This is a genomic window from Methylophilus sp. UBA6697, assembly GCF_002454655.1.
In the GTDB taxonomy this organism is placed as follows: Bacteria; Pseudomonadota; Gammaproteobacteria; order Burkholderiales; family Methylophilaceae; genus Methylophilus.
The window spans coordinates 1-13,803 of the sequence record NZ_DKJH01000043.1; the positions used below are offsets into that span (position 1 = coordinate 1).

The 13,803-nt window shown below is 46.4% G+C and carries 28 protein-coding genes; all 28 read left to right on the plus strand.

The window, feature by feature from the left end; translation table 11 throughout:
* Positions 1–77 precede the first annotated feature (77 nt).
* Entirely contained in the window at positions 78–386 is a 309-nt protein-coding gene (rpsJ, locus tag B3355_RS11670; protein WP_018986280.1) for a 30S ribosomal protein S10, read from the plus strand.
* Between the two features lie 136 nt (positions 387–522).
* Entirely contained in the window at positions 523–1,173 is a 651-nt protein-coding gene (gene rplC / locus B3355_RS11675) for a 50S ribosomal protein L3 (protein WP_019881219.1), read from the plus strand.
* Entirely contained in the window at positions 1,173–1,799 is a 627-nt protein-coding gene (gene rplD / locus B3355_RS11680; protein WP_019881220.1) for a 50S ribosomal protein L4, read from the plus strand. The genes rplC and rplD overlap by 1 nt, the downstream gene beginning before the upstream one ends.
* Positions 1,796–2,110: a 50S ribosomal protein L23 gene (rplW, locus tag B3355_RS11685; protein WP_019881221.1), complete on the plus strand. Its 315-nt coding sequence runs from the start codon at positions 1,796–1,798 to the stop codon at positions 2,108–2,110. Before rplD ends, rplW begins: the two co-directional genes overlap by 4 nt.
* 11 nt (positions 2,111–2,121) lie before the next feature.
* The gene (gene rplB, locus B3355_RS11690; RefSeq protein WP_019881222.1) at positions 2,122–2,955 is read left to right on the plus strand and encodes a 50S ribosomal protein L2; all 834 of its coding nucleotides are present in this window, start codon (positions 2,122–2,124) and stop codon (positions 2,953–2,955) included.
* Positions 2,956–2,960: 5 nt separating this feature from the next.
* Positions 2,961–3,236 carry a 30S ribosomal protein S19 gene (rpsS, locus tag B3355_RS11695; RefSeq protein ID WP_019881223.1) on the plus strand — a complete coding sequence of 92 codons (276 nt, stop codon included), beginning with the start codon at positions 2,961–2,963 and terminating at the stop codon, positions 3,234–3,236.
* Between the two features lie 10 nt (positions 3,237–3,246).
* Positions 3,247–3,585, plus strand: coding sequence for a 50S ribosomal protein L22 (gene rplV, locus B3355_RS11700; RefSeq protein WP_018986274.1), 339 nt, complete (start codon positions 3,247–3,249; stop codon positions 3,583–3,585).
* A 1-nt stretch (position 3,586) separates the two neighbouring features.
* Positions 3,587–4,300, plus strand: coding sequence for a 30S ribosomal protein S3 (gene rpsC, locus B3355_RS11705; protein ID WP_019881224.1), 714 nt, complete (start codon positions 3,587–3,589; stop codon positions 4,298–4,300).
* A complete protein-coding gene (gene rplP, locus B3355_RS11710; protein WP_019881225.1) occupies positions 4,284–4,700 on the plus strand; it encodes a 50S ribosomal protein L16 in 417 nt (138 codons plus the stop codon). Before rpsC ends, rplP begins: the two co-directional genes overlap by 17 nt.
* A 12-nt stretch (positions 4,701–4,712) precedes the next feature.
* On the plus strand, positions 4,713–4,907 hold the full coding sequence (gene rpmC / locus B3355_RS11715; protein ID WP_019881226.1) for a 50S ribosomal protein L29: 195 nt from the start codon (positions 4,713–4,715) through the stop codon (positions 4,905–4,907).
* Entirely contained in the window at positions 4,904–5,161 is a 258-nt protein-coding gene (gene rpsQ, locus B3355_RS11720; protein WP_019881227.1) for a 30S ribosomal protein S17, read from the plus strand. Before rpmC ends, rpsQ begins: the two co-directional genes overlap by 4 nt.
* Before the next feature lie 189 nt (positions 5,162–5,350).
* Entirely contained in the window at positions 5,351–5,719 is a 369-nt protein-coding gene (rplN, locus tag B3355_RS11725) for a 50S ribosomal protein L14 (RefSeq protein ID WP_019881229.1), read from the plus strand.
* A 19-nt stretch (positions 5,720–5,738) separates the two neighbouring features.
* Positions 5,739–6,056, plus strand: a complete 318-nt coding sequence (gene rplX / locus B3355_RS11730) for a 50S ribosomal protein L24 (protein ID WP_019881230.1) — start codon at positions 5,739–5,741, stop codon at positions 6,054–6,056.
* Between the two features lie 8 nt (positions 6,057–6,064).
* Positions 6,065–6,604, plus strand: a complete 540-nt coding sequence (rplE, locus tag B3355_RS11735) for a 50S ribosomal protein L5 (RefSeq protein WP_019881231.1) — start codon at positions 6,065–6,067, stop codon at positions 6,602–6,604.
* 3 nt (positions 6,605–6,607) lie between these two features.
* Entirely contained in the window at positions 6,608–6,913 is a 306-nt protein-coding gene (gene rpsN, locus B3355_RS11740; RefSeq protein ID WP_024929371.1) for a 30S ribosomal protein S14, read from the plus strand.
* Positions 6,914–6,927: 14 nt separating this feature from the next.
* Positions 6,928–7,323 carry a 30S ribosomal protein S8 gene (gene rpsH, locus B3355_RS11745; RefSeq protein ID WP_019881233.1) on the plus strand — a complete coding sequence of 132 codons (396 nt, stop codon included), beginning with the start codon at positions 6,928–6,930 and terminating at the stop codon, positions 7,321–7,323.
* 11 nt (positions 7,324–7,334) lie between these two features.
* Positions 7,335–7,868, plus strand: coding sequence for a 50S ribosomal protein L6 (gene rplF / locus B3355_RS11750; RefSeq protein WP_019881234.1), 534 nt, complete (start codon positions 7,335–7,337; stop codon positions 7,866–7,868).
* A 75-nt stretch (positions 7,869–7,943) separates the two neighbouring features.
* The gene (rplR, locus tag B3355_RS11755; RefSeq protein WP_019881235.1) at positions 7,944–8,297 is read left to right on the plus strand and encodes a 50S ribosomal protein L18; all 354 of its coding nucleotides are present in this window, start codon (positions 7,944–7,946) and stop codon (positions 8,295–8,297) included.
* Between the two features lie 14 nt (positions 8,298–8,311).
* Entirely contained in the window at positions 8,312–8,818 is a 507-nt protein-coding gene (rpsE, locus tag B3355_RS11760) for a 30S ribosomal protein S5 (protein WP_019881236.1), read from the plus strand.
* A gap of 2 nt (positions 8,819–8,820) precedes the next feature.
* Positions 8,821–9,015 carry a 50S ribosomal protein L30 gene (gene rpmD / locus B3355_RS11765; protein WP_019881237.1) on the plus strand — a complete coding sequence of 65 codons (195 nt, stop codon included), beginning with the start codon at positions 8,821–8,823 and terminating at the stop codon, positions 9,013–9,015.
* Positions 9,016–9,017: 2 nt separating this feature from the next.
* Positions 9,018–9,455 carry a 50S ribosomal protein L15 gene (rplO, locus tag B3355_RS11770; protein ID WP_024929372.1) on the plus strand — a complete coding sequence of 146 codons (438 nt, stop codon included), beginning with the start codon at positions 9,018–9,020 and terminating at the stop codon, positions 9,453–9,455.
* 25 nt (positions 9,456–9,480) lie between these two features.
* Positions 9,481–10,794, plus strand: a complete 1,314-nt coding sequence (secY, locus tag B3355_RS11775) for a preprotein translocase subunit SecY (protein WP_019881240.1) — start codon at positions 9,481–9,483, stop codon at positions 10,792–10,794.
* Between the two features lie 2 nt (positions 10,795–10,796).
* Positions 10,797–11,015, plus strand: a complete 219-nt coding sequence (gene infA, locus B3355_RS11780; protein ID WP_019881241.1) for a translation initiation factor IF-1 — start codon at positions 10,797–10,799, stop codon at positions 11,013–11,015.
* A 24-nt stretch (positions 11,016–11,039) separates the two neighbouring features.
* A complete protein-coding gene (rpmJ, locus tag B3355_RS11785) occupies positions 11,040–11,153 on the plus strand; it encodes a 50S ribosomal protein L36 (RefSeq protein ID WP_081620790.1) in 114 nt (37 codons plus the stop codon).
* 109 nt (positions 11,154–11,262) lie between these two features.
* Positions 11,263–11,625 carry a 30S ribosomal protein S13 gene (gene rpsM, locus B3355_RS11790; protein ID WP_019881242.1) on the plus strand — a complete coding sequence of 121 codons (363 nt, stop codon included), beginning with the start codon at positions 11,263–11,265 and terminating at the stop codon, positions 11,623–11,625.
* 40 nt (positions 11,626–11,665) lie between these two features.
* On the plus strand, positions 11,666–12,055 hold the full coding sequence (gene rpsK / locus B3355_RS11795) for a 30S ribosomal protein S11 (RefSeq protein ID WP_018986256.1): 390 nt from the start codon (positions 11,666–11,668) through the stop codon (positions 12,053–12,055).
* A gap of 47 nt (positions 12,056–12,102) precedes the next feature.
* The gene (gene rpsD / locus B3355_RS11800; RefSeq protein ID WP_019881243.1) at positions 12,103–12,732 is read left to right on the plus strand and encodes a 30S ribosomal protein S4; all 630 of its coding nucleotides are present in this window, start codon (positions 12,103–12,105) and stop codon (positions 12,730–12,732) included.
* A gap of 56 nt (positions 12,733–12,788) precedes the next feature.
* Positions 12,789–13,775 carry a DNA-directed RNA polymerase subunit alpha gene (locus B3355_RS11805; protein ID WP_019881244.1) on the plus strand — a complete coding sequence of 329 codons (987 nt, stop codon included), beginning with the start codon at positions 12,789–12,791 and terminating at the stop codon, positions 13,773–13,775.
* Positions 13,776–13,803 lie beyond the last annotated feature (28 nt).

The following is a 13,803-nucleotide window of genomic DNA, read 5'->3' on the forward strand; positions in this document are numbered from 1 at the left end:
TGCCAAAATCATCGAGTAATTATCTTTATGAGCGGCAGGGTTATCCTGCCGCTTTTTGCTCTTTTTAAGGAAAAAACATGGCAGCTCAAAAAATTCGTATCCGTCTGAAAGCATTTGATTATCGTTTGATCGACCAATCTGCTTTGGAAATCGTAGATACTGCTAAACGTACTGGTGCAGTTGTTAAAGGTCCAGTGCCATTGCCAACACGTATCGAGCGCTTTGACATTCTGCGTTCACCGCACGTGAACAAAACTTCCCGTGACCAGTTTGAAATCCGTACCCATCAGCGTCTGATGGACATCGTGGATCCAACAGACAAGACTGTTGATGCATTGATGAAGCTGGATTTGCCAGCTGGCGTGGATGTAGAAATCAAGCTTTAATTTAAAAGCTGATATTGCAATAAACCTTTTCGAAAGAAAAGGTTATTGTCAAATCTAGAATAGTTCGGTATAATCCGCGCTCTTCGGTGGACGGTCAATTGTAATCGTCCACTTTAACTATTATAAGGAACTGATCATGAGCTTAGGGCTTATTGGTCGCAAAGTGGGCATGACCCGCATTTTTACAGATGAAGGCGCAAGCATTCCTGTAACTGTGCTGGAAGTGATTCCTAACCGCGTGACACAAGTTAAGACAGTCGCAACGGATGGCTATACAGGCCTGCAGGTTGCTTACGGTGAGCGTCGTGCCAGCCGTATCAACAAAGCGTTGACTGGTCACTTTGCCAAAGCGGGCGTAACTGCCGGTGCTGGTATCAAAGAATTCAATGTGGCTGAAGATGTATTGGCTAACTTCCAAGTAGGTGGAAATGTCACTGTTGATATTTTCTCTGTTGGTCAGTTGGTTGATGTGACAGGTACTTCCATCGGTAAAGGTTTTGCCGGTGCGATCAAGCGTCATAACTTCTCCTCCAACCGTGCTTCTCACGGTAACTCACGTTCGCACAACGTACCAGGCTCTATCGGTATGGCGCAGGATCCAGGTCGAGTATTCCCTGGTAAGCGCATGCCTGGCCATTTGGGTGATGCTAAAGTCACAACCCAAAACCTGGAAATCGTTCGTGTAGACGCAGAGCGTAACCTGTTGTTGATTAAAGGTTCCGTACCTGGCTCTAAAGGTGGCAATGTTGTTGTACGTCCAGCCATCAAAGCGAAAGGGGCTAAATAATGGAACTGAAATTAATCGATCAAAACGGCAAGGTAGCTAAAAAAGGCGTTGATGCGTCTGACGTTACTTTCGGTCGTGAATTTAACGAGTCCCTGGTGCATGAAGTGGTTGTTGCTTATCTGGCAAACGCTCGTACTGCGACTCGTGCACAAAAAACACGTGCAACCGTTGCTCACACGACACACAAGCCATATGCGCAAAAAGGTACTGGTAACGCCCGTGCCGGTATGGCATCCAGCCCGATCTGGCGTGGAGGCGGTCGCGCATTCCCAAACAGCCCTAACGAAAACTACAGCCACAAAGTAAACCGTAAGGCTTACCGTGCTGGCATGCAGACTATTTTGTCTGAGTTGGTACGTCAGGACCGTTTGAAGGTAGTAGACGATTTTTCAATCGACTCACCAAAAACTAAACAATTCGTACAAAAAATCAATGCTCTGGGCATCGATGGCGGTGTATTGCTGTTGACTGACGGTTTTGATGAGAATTTGTACTTGTCTTCCCGTAACCTGCCAAACGTATTGGTGGTTGAAGCGCAGTATGCTGATCCAGTAAGTCTGGTGCGTTTCCCTAACGTTTTGGTCACAGCCAATGCTGTGAAAAAACTTGAGGAGATCTTGGCATGATTACCGCAGCAACTAAAACACAAGATCGTTTATTGCAAGTGATTTTGGCGCCTCAGATTACTGAAAAAGCAACTTTCATTGCTGACAAACATCAGCAAATTGCTTTCAAGGTACGCACTGACGCGACTAAGCCAGAAATTAAAGCGGCTGTTGAACTGGTGTTCAAAGTCGAAGTGGCTTCTGTATCTGTGATTAACGTCGCAGGTAAAGTGAAGCGTGCTGGCCGTCGTATTGGTAAGCGTAACGACTGGAAAAAAGCTTATGTGAGCTTGAAGCCAGGTCAAGAAATTAACTTTGCAGCTGGCGAATAAGGAGAGAAGACATGGCATTAGTTAAAGTCAAACCAACTTCCCCCGGTCGTCGCGGTGTATTGAAAGTCGTTACACCAGATTTGCACAAAGGCAAACCTTACGCGCCACTGTTGGAAAGTCAAAGTAAAAACGCTGGTCGTAACAACAACGGCCGCATTACAACCCGTCACCAAGGTGGTGGTCATAAGCAGCATTACCGTATTGTTGACTTCCGTCGCAATAAAGATGGTATTCCTGCGACTGTTGAGCGTATTGAGTACGATCCAAACCGTACGGCGAACATTGCACTGTTGTGCTACGCCGATGGTGAGCGTCGTTACATCATTGCACCACGTGGCATTGCTGCCGGTGCACAGTTGATCAGCGGTTCTGAAGCGCCTATCCGTGCTGGTAATGCCTTGCCCTTGCGCAACATTCCAGTCGGTAGCACGATTCACTGCATCGAAATTCAACCAGGCAAAGGTGCGCAAATCGCCCGTTCAGCAGGTACATCAGTACAGTTGCTGGCGCGTGAAGGTTCCTACGCTCAGTTGCGTTTGCGTTCCGGTGAGGTGCGCCGTGTGCACGTTGACTGCAAAGCCACATTGGGCGAAGTAGGTAACGAAGAGCATTCACTGCGTTCTATCGGTAAAGCTGGTGCAATGCGCTGGCGCGGTGTTCGTCCAACCGTTCGCGGTGTGGTGATGAACCCGGTTGATCACCCGCACGGTGGTGGTGAAGGCCGTACAGCTGCTGGTATGAACCCTGTGTCACCATGGGGTCAGAAAACTAAGGGTTATCGTACTCGTAAGAATAAGCGTACTGATAACATGCGTGTAAGTCGTCGTCCGAGAAATGTAAGGTAATCGCTATGGCACGTTCTATTAAAAAAGGTCCATTTGTGGACGCTCACTTGGCTAAGAAAGTCGAAACTGCCACTGCGAACCGCGACAGAAAACCAATTAAAACCTGGTCACGTCGTTCGACTGTATTGCCAAACTTTATTGGTTTAACCATCGCAGTGCACAACGGTAGACAACATGTGCCTGTGTTGATTTCTGAAAACATGGTTGGTCACAAACTCGGTGAATTTGCGTTGACACGTACGTTCAAGGGTCACGCGGCTGATAAAAAAGCGAAGAAGTAAGGGGCTGATTATGCAAGTTACTGCAGTTTTAAAAGGCGTACACCTTTCTCCGCAAAAAGCGCGTCTGGTGGCTGACCTGGTCCGTGGCAAAAAAGTAGATCAAGCACTGAATATCCTGGCATTCACCCCTAAGCGTGGTGCCGAGATTATCAAAAAAGTGGTTTTGTCTGCGATTGCTAACGCCGAACATAACAATGGTGCTGATATCGACACATTGAAGGTGACTTCAATCTATGTGGATAAAGGCTTGGTGATGAAGCGTATCCGTGCTCGTGCAAAAGGTCGCGCTGGTCGTATTACGAAACCAACCTGTCATATTCATGTGACAGTCGGTGACTCAAAGGAATAATATGGGACAGAAAATTCATCCAATTGGGTTCCGTTTGAGCGTTCAGAAAAACTGGGCCTCACGTTGGTACTCTAATAGCCAGAACTTCCCTGCGATGTTGCAAGGCGACATCAAAGTGCGCGAGTTCTTGAACAAGAAACTGGCGAGTGCTGCTGTGAGCCGTATCGTGATTGAGCGTCCTGCCAAGAACGCTAAAATCACTATCCACAGTGCACGTCCTGGTGTTGTGATTGGTAAGAAAGGCGAAGATATCGAATCTTTGCGTTCTAGCCTGCAAGGCCTGATGGGCGTGCCGGTGCACCTGAACATTGAAGAAGTGCGTAAACCAGAATTGGACGCTACTTTGATCGCACAATCCATTGCACAGCAATTGGAAAAGCGCGTGATGTTCCGCCGTGCCATGAAACGTGCCATGCAAAACGCCATGCGTTTGGGCGCGCAAGGTATCAAGATCATGAGTTCCGGTCGTTTGAACGGTATCGAAATCGCACGTACCGAGTGGTACCGTGAAGGCCGTGTGCCTTTGCATACACTGCGTGCTGATATCGATTACGGTGTGGCTGAAGCTTCAACCACCTACGGTATTATCGGAATTAAAGTTTGGGTATTCAAAGGCGAGATCTTCGGTGACAACGCTGCTAACGCTGCCGTTGCTGATGCTGAGCCAGAGAAAAAAGTAAGAAAGCCGAGGGCTAAAGATGCTGCAACCAGCTAGACAGAAATACCGTAAGATGCAAAAGGGTCGCAATAAAGGTATTGCGACTACTGGTAACAAGGTGAGCTTTGGTGAATTTGGTTTGAAAGCGGTCGGTCGCGGTCGTTTGACAGCACGCCAGATTGAAGCTGCACGTCGTGTGATGACTCGTCACATTAAACGTGGTGGCCGCGTTTGGATTCGTGTGTTCCCAGATCAACCGATCTCTAAGAAACCTGCTGAAGTACGTATGGGTAACGGTAAAGGTAGCGTGGACTACTACATCGCCCAGATTCAGCCAGGCAAAATGCTGTACGAAATGGATGGCGTGAGCGAAGAGCTGGCACGTGAGGCTTTCAAATTGGCTGCTGCGAAGCTGCCAGTCGAAACTACATTCATGACCCGTCAAATTGGCAGTTAAGGAGTAGTAACGATGAAAGCTTCTGAATTGAGAGCAAAGTCAGCAGATGAGCTCAATAACGAGTTGGTTGAGTTGCGCCGTGCGCAGTTTTCTCTGCGCATGCAAGTAGCCACCCAACAATTGAACAAAGTAGATCAGCTGGGTAAAGTGCGCAAAGATATCGCTCGCGTGAACTCTGTATTGGCTGAGAAAGCGAAACAGGCATGATGACTGAAAAAGCGAAAGTAGTACGCAGTTTGACTGGCCGCGTGGTGAGCAACAAGATGGATAAAACCGTGACTGTGCTTGTCGAGCGTAAAGTGAAACACCCTCTGATTGGTAAAGTGGTTGTGAAATCGAACAAGTTCCATGCACATGATGAAACAAATGCATGTAACGAAGGCGATGTTGTGACAATCACAGAAACACGCCCATACTCCAAGAGCAAATCTTGGATTGTAAGCAAAATCGAAGCTAAATAAGGCTTCAAATATAAAACCGGAAAAACGCTTGTCATAAGCGTTTTTTTGGTTGTATAATGTTGGACTTTTCGGTGCCCGCCTTAGTTGGCATGTAGCTGGCACCCCAATACTGACCGTGGTCTATTGGCCGAAATTGTGAAAGCAAGCGGCTGTAGTGGTTATAACGGATTAAGTTGGAGATTATTTCTCATGATTCAAATGCAATCTCGGCTTGAAGTAGCCGACAACACTGGTGCGCGTTCCGTTCAGTGTATCAAAGTCTTGGGTGGTTCCAAGCGTCGTTATGCCAGCATTGGCGACATCATCAAGGTCAGCATTAAAGATGCTGCGCCGCGTGGTCGCGTCAAAAAAGGTGAAATCTACAACGCTGTGGTTGTGCGCACTGCTAAAGGTGTTCGCCGTCCAGATGGTTCGTTAGTTAAATTTGATGCCAATGCCGCAGTCTTGTTGAATAACAAGCTGGAGCCTATTGGTACGCGTATTTTTGGCCCTGTGACTCGTGAATTGCGTAGTGAGCGCTTCATGAAGATTGTTTCACTGGCGCCTGAAGTGTTGTAATTGGCTTGGAGACAATCAAATGAGCAAAATTCGCAAAGGTGACCAGGTCATTTTAAATACAGGTAAAGATGCAGGTAAAACAGGTGCTGTTTTAAGCGTCTTGCCAACAGGCCATGTAGTGGTTGAAGGTTTGAATGTGGTTAAAAAACACACTCGCCCAAACCCGATGCGTGGTATCACTGGTGGCATCATCAGCAAGGAAATGCCGGTAGACGGCTCCAATGTGGCAATCTTCAATGCTGCAACACAAAAAGCTGATCGTGTTGGTTTTAAGGTACTGGAAGATGGTCGCAAGATTCGTGTATTCAAATCTAGCGGCGAGTCTATCGACGCATAGGATAATATATGGCACGTTTAAAACAGTATTATAACGATAGCGTGGTTGCCAAATTGACAGAACAATTTGGTTATACATCTGCAATGCAGGTTCCACGTATCGAGAAAATTACCCTGAACATGGGTGTGGGCGAGGCTGTGGCTGACAAAAAAGTCATGGAAAACGCTGTTGCTGATATGCAGAAAATTGCAGGTCAGAAACCAATCGTAACCAAGGCTAAGAAATCTGTCGCTGCATTTAAGATCCGTGACGACTATCCTGTTGGTTGCAAGGTAACGCTGCGTCGTGAGCGCATGTATGAATTCCTGGATCGCCTGATCACTGTGGCTATTCCTCGTATTCGTGACTTCCGTGGTATCTCTGGCAAGTCTTTTGACGGCCGTGGTAACTACAACATGGGCGTGAAAGAGCAAATCATTTTCCCAGAAATCGAATACGATAAAATCGATGCGCTGCGCGGGATGAACATCACGATTACTACAACTGCGAAAACAGACGAAGAAGCGAAAGCTCTTTTGGCTGCGTTCAGTTTCCCTTTCAGAGGTTAAGTCATGGCAAAAGTATGTATGACAGAGCGCGAGCAAAAGCGTCGCGAAACCGTTAAAAAATATGCAGCTAAACGTGCTGAATTGGTTGCTGCTAGCAACGATCAGTCTGCCAGCGTCGAAGATCGCATGGCTGCTCGTTTGAAGTTGCAAAGTCTGCCGCGCAACTCCAGTCCTGTTCGCACACGTAACCGTTGTGCTTTGACTGGTCGTCCACGTGGTGTGTTTAGTAAATTTGGTATCGCACGTAACGAGTTGCGTAAATTGATGATGGCTGGTCACGTACCAGGCGTCACCAAGGCCAGCTGGTAACGGAGGAGTAGAACATGAGTATGAGTGATCCGATTGCCGATATGTTGACCCGTATTCGTAACGCGCAACGTACGAATAAAACAACCGTTTCAATGCCTGCTTCTAAAGTGAAGGGCGCTATTGCAAACGTGTTGAAAGATGAAGGTTACATCGATGATTTCAACGTTCAAAACAATGACGGTAAGCCAGTTTTGAACATTAGCCTGAAATACTATGCCGGTCGTCCAGTAATTGAGAAGATTGAGCGTGTATCCAAGCCAGGTTTGCGTATTTATAAAGGTAGTCAGAACCTGCCTAAAGTGATGAACGGTTTAGGTGTGACTATCGTTTCCACTTCTAGAGGCGTGATGACTGATCGTAAAGCACAAGCTGCCGGTATCGGTGGTGAAGTTTTGTGCATCGTGGCCTAAGGAGAATCAATATGTCACGTGTTGCTAAAAACCCGATTGCGATTCCTGCGAAAGTAGAAGTTGTAATTTCTCCTTCAGAGATCTCCGTAAGCGGTCCTCTGGGTAAGTTAAGCCAAGCGCTGGTTTCAGAAATTTCTGTTTCCCGTGAAGGTGAAGAATTGTTGGTTAAAGCGACCAGCGAAACACAACATGCAAGAGCGATGTCAGGTACGACGCGCGCTTTGCTGGCCAATATGGTGCAAGGTGTTTCTACTGGTTTTACCCGTAAATTGTCACTGATTGGTGTTGGCTACAAAGCAAATGCTCAAGGTTCTACCCTGAACCTGGAGTTAGGCTACTCTCACCCGATTAACCACAAAATGCCTGAAGGCGTGACTGTGCAAACACCTACTCCTACAGAGGTGATTTTGACTGGCGCTAACAAGCAAGTGGTTGGTCAAGTGGCTGCGCAGATTCGTGCTTACCGTGCTCCTGAGCCATATAAAGGCAAAGGTGTTCGTTATGCAGATGAAGTGGTCACTATTAAAGAGACCAAGAAAAAATAACTAAGGCACTTGCAGCGTAATGCTGCAAGGTTAGACACTGGCCTTAACAGTGAATCAACATTAAAGGTAAATTCAATGAAGAACGTAAATAACCGCTTGCGCAGAGCACGTAAAACCCGTGCCAAAATCGCCGAGTTAAAAGTTACACGTTTGAGTGTACATCGCACCAATACCAATATCTACGCACAGATCATTGCTGAAACTGGCGATCGCGTATTGGCGAGTGCATCCACCGTTGAGGCTGAAGTGCGTCAACAACTGAAAAATGGCGGCAACATCGAAGCTGCAACCCTGATTGGTAAGCGTATTGCTGAAAAAGCAGCGCAGGCTGGTATTACCACTGTTGCATTTGATCGTTCAGGCTACAAGTATCACGGTCGTATCAAGGCTTTGGCCGAAGCTGCCCGTGAAACCGGTCTCAAATTCTAAGGGTGAGATAAAGAATGGCTAAAGATATTGAACAGCAGCAAACCGATGGTTTGCGCGAAAAAATGATTACCGTTAACCGTGTAAGTAAAACGGTTAAAGGCGGTCGTATCATGAGCTTCGCTGCGTTGACCGTAGTTGGTGATGGTGATGGTGCCGTTGGTATGGGTAAAGGTAAAGCACGTGAAGTGCCAGTGGCTGTACAAAAAGCCATGGACGAAGCCCGTCGTAACATGGTTAAAGTGAACCTGAACAACGGTACATTGCATCACGCAGTGACTGGCGTTCACGGTGCAGCCAAAGTGCTGATTCAGCCAGCTTCTGAAGGTACCGGTATTATTGCCGGCGGTGCGATGCGCGCTATCTTCGAAGTAATGGGTGTGACTAACGTGGTTGCTAAAAGTATTGGTTCTACCAATCCTTACAACCTGGTTCGCGCAACTTTGAACGGTTTGGCATCCATGAATACGCCGGCTGAAATCGCCGCTAAACGTGGTAAGACCGTAGAAGAAATCAGAGGTTAATCATGGCTAAAGCAAAAAAAGAGAGCGCTACTTTAAAAGTAACGTTGGTTAGAAGTTTGATTGGTCGTATTGAAGCACACAAAGCCACTGTACGTGGTCTGGGTCTGCGTCGTATGCACCACACTGTAGAAGTGCAGGACACTCCTGAAATTCGCGGCATGATCAATGCAGTGAGTTATCTTTTGAAGGTTGAATAATCATGCAATTAAACACGATTAAGCCTGCTGCAGGCGCAAAAAAAGCACCTCGTCGTTTAGGTCGTGGCATTGGCTCTGGTTTAGGTAAAACTGGTGGCCGTGGTCATAAAGGTCAAAAATCCCGTGCTGGCGGTTTTCATAAAGTCGGTTTCGAAGGTGGTCAAATGCCTTTGCAACGTCGTCTGCCAAAACGTGGTTTTAACTCACTGACACAAGCTGACACCGCACGTATCCGTACTAGCGAGTTGGCTTTGGTGGATGCTGAAGTGATCGACATCTTGTCTTTGAAAGCTGCCAAATTGGTGCCTGTCTCTGCAAAAGCAGTGAAGGTTTACCTGTCTGGTGAAGTGGCTGCCAAAGTACAGGTTCAAGGGTTGTTGTTGACTAAAGGTGCTCAAGCTGCCATCGAATCTGCTGGCGGAAAAGTACTTGAAGTCTAATTAGTTGTAAGAAAAGAGTATCAGCTTGGCACAGGATAATATCTTAAGTTCCGTAAGCAAACTTGGTGAATTAAAAAGCCGTTTGTGGTTCTTGTTGGGCGCATTGGTGGTTTACCGCTTAGGTGCGCATATTCCAGTGCCAGGCATTGATCCAACTGTGTTAAAGCAGTTGTTTGATACGCAGAAAGATGGCATTTTGGGCATGTTTAACATGTTCTCCGGTGGTGCGTTGTCACGCTTCACCGTGTTTGCCCTCGGCATCATGCCTTACATTTCTGCCTCAATTATTATGCAGTTGCTGACAGTGGTTTCACCTCAGCTGGAGCAGCTGAAGAAAGAAGGCGAAGCTGGTCGTCGTCAAATTACCAAATACACCCGCTACGGCACGGTGTTATTGGCTACCTTTCAAGCCTTAGGCATTGCCATCGCATTGGAAGGTCAGGCTGGTTTGGTATTAGACCCAGGCTTTGCATTCCGTATTACTGCCGTGACCACGTTGGTTGCTGGCACGATGTTTTTGATGTGGTTGGGTGAGCAGATTACCGAGCGTGGTATCGGTAATGGCATCTCAATCATTATTTTTGCCGGTATCGTTGCGGGCTTGCCGCATGCGATTGGCAGTACTTTAGATCTGGCAAAAACCGGTGCATTCTCCATTCCCTTGGTAATGTTCCTGTTTGTCGCAGTGCTTCTGGTAACCGCGCTGGTTGTGTTCGTAGAACGTGGCCAACGCAAGATTACAGTGAATTATGCCAAGCGCCAGGTTGGTAACCGTATTTATGGTGGTCAGTCTACGCACTTGCCACTGAAGTTGAATATGTCAGGTGTGATTCCACCGATTTTCGCTTCAAGTATTATTTTGTTCCCAGCCACATTGGCTGGCTGGTTTGGTAGTAGTGAGCATATGTACTGGTTGAAGGATGTGAGTGCGAAACTCTCTCCAGGCCAACCTTTGTACATCTTGTTGTTTGCTGCCGCAATTTTGTTTTTTGCTTTCTTCTACACGGCATTGGTCTTCAATCCGAAAGAAACGGCAGATAACCTGAAGAAAAGTGGCGCGTTTGTACCAGGCATCCGTCCTGGTGATCAAACGGCAAAATATATTGATCGCATCATGGGTCGTTTGACATTGATTGGTGCGCTCTACATTACGCTGGTTTGTTTGTTGCCAGAGTTTTTGGTGTTGAAGTTTAATACCCCGTTCTATTTTGGTGGTACTTCATTGTTGATTATCGTTGTCGTAACGATGGACTTTATGACGCAGGTGCAATCACATCTGATGTCGCAACAGTATGAGGGGTTGCTGAAAAAAGCCAATTTTAAAGGTTCGGGCAAGTAGCAATGGCACGAGAGGATCGCATTGAGATGCAAGGCGAGATTCTGGAAAACTTGCCGAATGCAACTTTTAAAGTGAAACTTGAAAACGGTCATACAGTGCTTGGTTACATTTCAGGCAAAATGCGCATGCACTACATACGCATTTTGCCTGGTGACAAAGTCACAGTAGAAATGACCCCATATGATTTAACCCGTGCGCGAATTACATTCCGCGCAAAGTAAGTGAATTAAATAAAGGAAAGTAAGATGAGAGTTCGCGCATCAGTTAAAACATTATGCCGTAACTGTAAAGTAGTTAGACGTCGCGGCGTTGTTCGTATTATTTGTACTGACCCACGTCACAAACAACGTCAAGGTTAATGGTAAAACATTTGCTTGTGAGAGCATTGATTGGCTGATATAATATGCGGCTTTTCTTTTCTACGCACAAGTTTGATCGTGAAAAACGATTGATTATTGGAGTTTAAGTATGGCTCGTATTGCCGGGGTAAATATCCCAAACCACAAACATGCAGAAATTGCTTTGACCTCTATTTACGGTATTGGTCGCGATACTGCGCAGAAAATCTGTGCTGCGGCTGGTGTACTGACAACAGCAAAGGTTAAAGACCTGAGCGACTCAGAAGTTGAAAAATTGCGTGACGAAGTGGCTAAATACACTGTAGAAGGTGATTTACGTCGTGAAGTAACCATGAACATCAAGCGTTTGATGGACCTGGGTTGCTACCGCGGTATTCGCCATCGTCGTGGCTTGCCAGTGCGCGGTCAGCGTACCAAAACCAATGCGCGTACTCGCAAAGGTCCGGTTAAAGCCATCAAGCAATCTAAATAATCTTTTATTGAACATCAGTAGATATTAAGGACAGTACAACATGGCAAAAGCTAATGTACGGGTTAGAAAAAAAGTTAAAAAGAATATTGCCGAGGGTATCGCTCACGTGCACGCTTCTTTTAACAACACGATTATTACGATTACCGATCGTCAAGGCAATGCGTTGTCATGGGCTACTTCCGGTGGTCAAGGTTTTAAAGGTTCACGTAAAAGTACTCCATTTGCTGCACAGGTAGCTTCTGAAGTGGCTGGTAAAGCTGCTCAAGAGTCCGGTGTTAAAAATCTGGAAGTGCGTATCAAGGGTCCAGGTCCAGGTCGTGAATCCGCTGTGCGTGCGTTGAATGCTGCCGGTTTTAAAATCACCAGCATTACTGATGTGACACCGGTGCCGCATAACGGCTGCCGTCCACCGAAAAAACGCAGAATTTAATTCATTTCGCTTCGATAAATTAGCGAATCGATTACTGGAGAACTATTTTGGCTAGAAATTTAGACCCTAAATGCCGTCAATGCCGTCGTGAAGGTGAAAAACTGTTTCTGAAAGCAGAAAAATGCTTTACAGACAAATGCGCAATTGAAAAGCGCAACTTCGCACCAGGTCAGCATGGTCAGCGCCGCAACTCACGTCTGTCTGACTACGGCGTGCAATTGCGCGAGAAGCAAAAAGTACGTCGTATTTACGGCGTGTTGGAAGGTCAGTTCCGTACTTATTACGCTGAAGCTGATCGTCAAAAAGGCATTACTGGTGAGAACCTGTTGCAATTGCTGGAGTCCCGTTTGGACAACGTAGCATACCGCATGGGTCTGGCTGGTTCACGTTCTGAAGCACGTCAAGTAGTGCGTCATAACAGCATTTTGGTTAACGGCAAACGCGTAAACATCCCTTCATATCAAGTGAAGGCTGGTGACGTGGTGACTGTGGCTGATAAATCAAAAACACAATTGCGTATTAAAGCTGCGGTTGAAGCGGCTGAACAACGTGGTTTCCCTGAGTGGTTGGAAGTCGACGTCAAAGCATTGTCTGGTAAGTTCAAGGCTAAACCTCAGCGTGATGAGTTGCCTGCTACCATCAATGAATCATTGATCGTTGAATTGTATTCTAAGTAATCGCTTAGCTTAGGCTAAGGATTACTTGTTACTACCCAATTACTTCAAGGAGTTGTATGCAAAATAACCCTACAGATTATTTGAAGCCACGTGTTGTGGACGTTGAAGTGATTACTCCACTGCGTGCACGTGTGACTTTAGAGCCAATGGAACGTGGCTTTGGCTATACCTTGGGTAATGCGTTGAGAAGAGTATTACTTTCTTCCATCCCTGGTTTTGCCATTACTGAAGTAAAAATCGACGGTGTTGTACATGAGTACTCCACTATTGAAGGTGTGCAGGAAGACGTTGTTGACATCTTGCTGAACCTGAAAGGTGTTGCCTTAAAACTGCACAATAAAACCGAAACCATTTTGGTATTGAACAAAACTGGTGAAGGTATTGTGACAGCTGGTGATTTTGAAGTTGGTCATGATGCTGAGATCGTTAATCCGAACCACATCCTGGCAAACATCACCAAAGGTGGTAAGTTGAACCTGGAAGTGAAAGTTGAAATGGGCCGTGGTTATCAGCCTGTTCCAGCCCGTCAAAAAGCCAACGATGAAGATCGCGTATTAGGCTTTATGATGGTAGATGCTTCTTTCAGCCCGATCAACAAAGTGAGCTACCATGTTGAGAGCGCACGTGTTGAGCAGCGTACTGACCTCGACAAGCTGATTATGGATGTTGAGACTAACGGCATTATCGAGCCTGAGCAGGCGATTCGTGATGCTGCGCGTATCCTGATTGGTCAGTTGTCCGTGTTTGCAAATCTGGAAGGTGCTTCTGCTGATGTTGAAGTGAAAGCTGCACCTCAGGTAGATCCAATCCTGTTACGCCCGGTCGATGACCTGGAGCTGACAGTGCGTTCTGCCAACTGCCTCAAAGCAGAAAATATTTTCTACATTGGTGATTTGATTCAGCGTACAGAAAACGAATTGCTGAAAGCGCCTAACCTGGGTAGAAAATCATTGAACGAAATTAAAGACGTGTTGGCCTCTAAAGGCCTGACACTGGGAATGAAGCTGGAAAACTGGCCACCTGTTGGTCTGGAAAAAGCTTAATTTCTGATCAGATAAATACTTAAGGAAA

Bases quoted from the DNA above. Each gene is read 5' to 3' on its own strand.
- rpsE (WP_019881236.1), top strand. From the start codon at position 8,312: ATGGCTAAAGATATTGAACAGCAGCAAACCGATGGTTTGCGCGAAAAA.
- rpmC (WP_019881226.1), top strand. From the start codon at position 4,713: ATGAAAGCTTCTGAATTGAGAGCAAAGTCAGCAGATGAGCTCAATAAC.
- rpsC (WP_019881224.1), top strand. From the start codon at position 3,587: ATGGGACAGAAAATTCATCCAATTGGGTTCCGTTTGAGCGTTCAGAAA.
- rpsM (WP_019881242.1), top strand. From the start codon at position 11,263: ATGGCTCGTATTGCCGGGGTAAATATCCCAAACCACAAACATGCAGAA.
- rplE (WP_019881231.1), top strand. From the start codon at position 6,065: ATGGCACGTTTAAAACAGTATTATAACGATAGCGTGGTTGCCAAATTG.
- rplO (WP_024929372.1), top strand. From the start codon at position 9,018: ATGCAATTAAACACGATTAAGCCTGCTGCAGGCGCAAAAAAAGCACCT.
- rplP (WP_019881225.1), top strand. From the start codon at position 4,284: ATGCTGCAACCAGCTAGACAGAAATACCGTAAGATGCAAAAGGGTCGC.
- rpsJ (WP_018986280.1), top strand. From the start codon at position 78: ATGGCAGCTCAAAAAATTCGTATCCGTCTGAAAGCATTTGATTATCGT.
- rplN (WP_019881229.1), top strand. From the start codon at position 5,351: ATGATTCAAATGCAATCTCGGCTTGAAGTAGCCGACAACACTGGTGCG.
- rpsQ (WP_019881227.1), top strand. From the start codon at position 4,904: ATGATGACTGAAAAAGCGAAAGTAGTACGCAGTTTGACTGGCCGCGTG.
- rplF (WP_019881234.1), top strand. From the start codon at position 7,335: ATGTCACGTGTTGCTAAAAACCCGATTGCGATTCCTGCGAAAGTAGAA.
- infA (WP_019881241.1), top strand. From the start codon at position 10,797: ATGGCACGAGAGGATCGCATTGAGATGCAAGGCGAGATTCTGGAAAAC.
- rplC (WP_019881219.1), top strand. From the start codon at position 523: ATGAGCTTAGGGCTTATTGGTCGCAAAGTGGGCATGACCCGCATTTTT.
- B3355_RS11805 (WP_019881244.1), top strand. From the start codon at position 12,789: ATGCAAAATAACCCTACAGATTATTTGAAGCCACGTGTTGTGGACGTT.
- rplB (WP_019881222.1), top strand. From the start codon at position 2,122: ATGGCATTAGTTAAAGTCAAACCAACTTCCCCCGGTCGTCGCGGTGTA.
- rplX (WP_019881230.1), top strand. From the start codon at position 5,739: ATGAGCAAAATTCGCAAAGGTGACCAGGTCATTTTAAATACAGGTAAA.
- rplR (WP_019881235.1), top strand. From the start codon at position 7,944: ATGAAGAACGTAAATAACCGCTTGCGCAGAGCACGTAAAACCCGTGCC.
- rpsN (WP_024929371.1), top strand. From the start codon at position 6,608: ATGGCAAAAGTATGTATGACAGAGCGCGAGCAAAAGCGTCGCGAAACC.
- rpmJ (WP_081620790.1), top strand. From the start codon at position 11,040: ATGAGAGTTCGCGCATCAGTTAAAACATTATGCCGTAACTGTAAAGTA.
- rplD (WP_019881220.1), top strand. From the start codon at position 1,173: ATGGAACTGAAATTAATCGATCAAAACGGCAAGGTAGCTAAAAAAGGC.
- rpsS (WP_019881223.1), top strand. From the start codon at position 2,961: ATGGCACGTTCTATTAAAAAAGGTCCATTTGTGGACGCTCACTTGGCT.
- rplV (WP_018986274.1), top strand. From the start codon at position 3,247: ATGCAAGTTACTGCAGTTTTAAAAGGCGTACACCTTTCTCCGCAAAAA.
- rpsH (WP_019881233.1), top strand. From the start codon at position 6,928: ATGAGTATGAGTGATCCGATTGCCGATATGTTGACCCGTATTCGTAAC.
- rplW (WP_019881221.1), top strand. From the start codon at position 1,796: ATGATTACCGCAGCAACTAAAACACAAGATCGTTTATTGCAAGTGATT.
- rpmD (WP_019881237.1), top strand. From the start codon at position 8,821: ATGGCTAAAGCAAAAAAAGAGAGCGCTACTTTAAAAGTAACGTTGGTT.
- rpsK (WP_018986256.1), top strand. From the start codon at position 11,666: ATGGCAAAAGCTAATGTACGGGTTAGAAAAAAAGTTAAAAAGAATATT.